This window comes from Trichococcus sp., from assembly GCF_049589555.1.
Taxonomy (GTDB): Bacteria; Bacillota; Bacilli; order Lactobacillales; family Aerococcaceae; genus Trichococcus.
Genome location: NZ_JBAWAZ010000237.1, coordinates 1 through 3,257 on the forward strand (window position 1 = coordinate 1; position 3,257 = coordinate 3,257).

General features: G+C 48.1%; 5 protein-coding genes. 1 reads left to right on the top strand and 4 read right to left on the bottom strand.

Annotated elements, in window-relative coordinates; translation table 11 throughout:
* Nucleotides 1-374 precede the first annotated feature (374 nt).
* A complete protein-coding gene (locus tag WBV27_RS08825; RefSeq protein ID WP_424201289.1) occupies nucleotides 375-1,379 on the top strand; it encodes a PfkB family carbohydrate kinase in 1,005 nt (334 codons plus the stop codon).
* Between the two features lie 82 nt (nucleotides 1,380-1,461).
* On the opposite strand, the gene WBV27_RS08830 is transcribed toward WBV27_RS08825, so the two are convergent.
* The 4 genes from WBV27_RS08830 to WBV27_RS08845 all read right to left on the bottom strand — a co-directional run.
* Nucleotides 1,462-1,686, bottom strand: a complete 225-nt coding sequence (locus WBV27_RS08830; protein WP_086627335.1) for a hypothetical protein — start codon at nucleotides 1,684-1,686, stop codon at nucleotides 1,462-1,464.
* Between the two features lie 19 nt (nucleotides 1,687-1,705).
* Nucleotides 1,706-2,149, bottom strand: a complete 444-nt coding sequence (locus tag WBV27_RS08835) for a GNAT family N-acetyltransferase (RefSeq protein ID WP_424201291.1) — start codon at nucleotides 2,147-2,149, stop codon at nucleotides 1,706-1,708.
* Nucleotides 2,150-2,158: 9 nt separating this feature from the next.
* The gene (locus WBV27_RS08840; RefSeq protein WP_424201293.1) at nucleotides 2,159-2,869 is read right to left on the bottom strand and encodes a hypothetical protein; all 711 of its coding nucleotides are present in this window, start codon (nucleotides 2,867-2,869) and stop codon (nucleotides 2,159-2,161) included.
* A gap of 160 nt (nucleotides 2,870-3,029) precedes the next feature.
* The coding region (locus tag WBV27_RS08845) for a prephenate dehydrogenase dimerization domain-containing protein (RefSeq protein ID WP_424201295.1) at nucleotides 3,030-3,257 on the bottom strand (228 nt) is incomplete at its 5' end.

Consider the following 3,257-nt stretch of genomic DNA (forward strand, 5'->3'; position numbering starts at 1 on the left):
GTTTCGGCGGGTTTTTTGACTGTGATTTGAACTGTTTTTCCCCGCCAAATATACTTTTGGCGGGTTATTTTTGCGCGGTAATTCATATCCCAATGTTCCGATGCCCTAAATCTCTGGGCAATTGAGAATGTTAAGTGACAGACTATTGTCTGGACGTCAATAAAAGAGAAATTCGCTCACATAGGTGTTGAAATAACTAAAAGGAAACCGTATAATGAAACCAAAGTATTTCCTAAAAGAAAACAAGATTTCCTATTTGGAAATTAAGCGAGTTTCATATCATGTATTTTCACGTCGGTTACGACATACCAGCAAGAAGAATGTAACCGTGTTCAGCAAAAAATCCATTAATAAAATCAGGAGCGTGCGAAAAGATGAGTAAAATTTTGACATTGGGCGAAATCATGTTGCGCCTATCAACAGATCCAGGAACATTGATGACCTATTCCACAAATTTCACCGGGCATTACGGGGGCGGGGAAGCGAACGTCGGCATCAGTCTGGCAAATTTTGGCCATGAAGTGGCTTTCGCAAGCAAAGTGCCGGCAAATCCGCTGGGGGTTGCGGTCCGCAAACATCTGAAAAGCTACGGAATTTGCACAGCCTTGCTGAGAAAAGGCGGCGAACGCCTCGGCACCTACTATTTGGAAAGTGGCGTTGGCGAACGTGCGGCTTCCGTTGTCTACGACCGTGCCCATTCAAGTTTCTCAAGCATGGAAGCTTTGGAATGGGATTTCGACGAGCTATTTGAGGGTGTGAACCTGTTCCATATTTCCGGCGTCACTGCTGCGCTCACCAAAGAGTGGGCAGCATGGTCGGTCGAGTTGGTGCGGGAAGCGAAAAGACGCGGGGTCAAAGTCAGTTTCGACATCAATTACCGCGCCAAGCTTTGGACGCAGGCCGAATGCGGGGCTTTCCTGCAGCAAGTCTTGCCGTTGACCGATTATCTGTCTGCGGGCAAATTGGATGCCTTGTATCTGATGGGGATTCCGGAAAATACGAGCGAACAGGAAGATGTGACTTATTATTACGAGAAGATGGCGGAAAAATATCCGAACATCGAAGTCTTCTATTCCACAATCCGTCAGGTGCATTCCGCCAGCCACAATGTGCTCCAAGGGACGATGTGGCGCAAAGGGGAGACAACCTTCTCGAACGTGCATACGATCACTCCGATCGTTGACCGGGTCGGCGGCGGGGACGCTTATGCCGCAGGGATCCTGCATGGCATCCTTTCCGGGTATACGGCAGAGCATACGGTCGATTTCGCGATTGCCGCATCCAGCATGAAACACACGATTCACGGCGACTGCAACCAGTTTTCCGCCGAAGAAGTGGAAGATTTCATGAATTCCGAGTCCGGAGCGATCAAACGATAAGAAAATGTATATCAAAAAGGCAAGCATTCGGTAAAAAACGAATGCTTGCCTTTTTTGTCGGCTGCGCCGGGCAGTGATTTCATCAGATGAATTCGCTGTCGTATTGCTTCTCCAACTGTTTCATTTCATTTTGACTCACTTGGTCGAGTGTCATGAAAGCCAACAACAGGTTGAAATCGTCACGGGCTTCCGGATCGGTGGCATCCCAGATAAGCGTGTGCGCTGCCTCGTCCTCATCGAGATCCTCCGAAAGATCGACCATGTTGTCGCGCCATTTGATGTAAGCTTCGTATTGTCCAGGTTTCATTTTATTTCCTCACTTTTCATTATTTCGTGATGTAGATCATTTCGATTTCGCGCTTTTCGAGATCGGTGCTGCGCTTCATGAAGCCGGCGTTTTCGAGCGTTTCCCGTCCCCATTGGTTACCGATTTGGATAGACGCCTGCAGCAGCGTGCAGTCGAATTGTGTCTCGATCCATTTCGCAATTTCCCTTACGCTTTCGGAACCGAAACTTTTGGATTGGAAGGGTTGGTCGATCATGATCTGTTCCAGTGTCATGATCGCTGTCTTCTGCTCTTTTTTGACGAACGCCAAGCCAACCAGTGCTTCTTCGGCATAAAGGGCGACAGGGAACAATTCTTGCGGTTGGACATAAGCCAACGCGATCATTTCTGCATTCGTTCGAACATATTTGCGCTGCCAATCATCGACGCTCAATGCAAGCGCAGATTCGATATTGTCTTGTGAAAGGTTACGTATAGTGATCATTTTTTGCTCCTAGTCCGTTTCATTATTTTTGGTTTCCGTATCGAAGGTGATGAGATAGCCTTCAAGCCAATTACCGCTGCTCTTCAAGGCGAAGTAGCCTAGGATAGCAACGATCGCTGCTGCGGTGCAGTTCACGATCAGGTCACCCATCGTATCCAATAAAGCCGCCTGGCCGATCAGCGGGACGCCCTCGATCGTCATGGTCCGTTGCGTGTTCTGTCCCATGACGCTGTCGGCGAAAAACTCATAAAATTCCCAGAGCACACCGATTGTAGTTGCCAGACAGAAAGAAAAAAGCGAAGACAAAACCGGTGTCAGGTTCAATCTTTGGACGCCTCCCTCCTGCAGATTGGCGATGACGGAAAATCCGAGCACCCCGAACAGAGCAGAACTCAAGGCATGCTGGATGGTATCCCATTCGGCAACAGTATCATAGAATCCGCCAAGACTGCCCAACAGGAGAGCCAAATAGAGAAACACCGCATAGATGAAGGTGATTCTTTGAGGCAAGAGGATGCGCGTATGTTTCCGCAGGAGTGAAGGGAAGAGCAAGGCAACCAGCCCGAAGCCGACTTGAACAAGCCTCAGGAAATGCTCAGCTTGCTTCTCGGTGCCTCTCGTTTGGATGAACCGCAAAAATTCATACCCGGTGATCAGGATGAAGCTCGCAAAGATGAACAGGACAACAGCGTAACTGAATTTTTTCAGCGTTTCACGCATGGTTCTTCAGCCTTCTTTCATTTATTCAGCGCATATATCATCTACTCTCATTTTAGTCGACTTCAGCGGGATTCGCAACTTGTCAAGCCTATTTAAGCCGCAAAAAAAGGATACCCTGATGGCATCCTTTCTGGCAGAAATCGTAAATAAAAATGGCTGCTTATCTGTCAAACTTTTCCCGACGCTTGGTCGATTTGATGAAAAGCTGTTTTAACGCAACACTGTCGTCGTTCTTGATGGCCGCCTTGATCAAGTCGAGTTGGTCTTCGAAGGTTTGGATGCTCTTCAGCAAATACTCTTTGTTCTCAAGGAAAAGTTCGCTCCACAGGTCCTCGTTGATCTTGGCGATCCGGGTCAACTCGCGATAACTGTCGCCGGTGAATTTTTC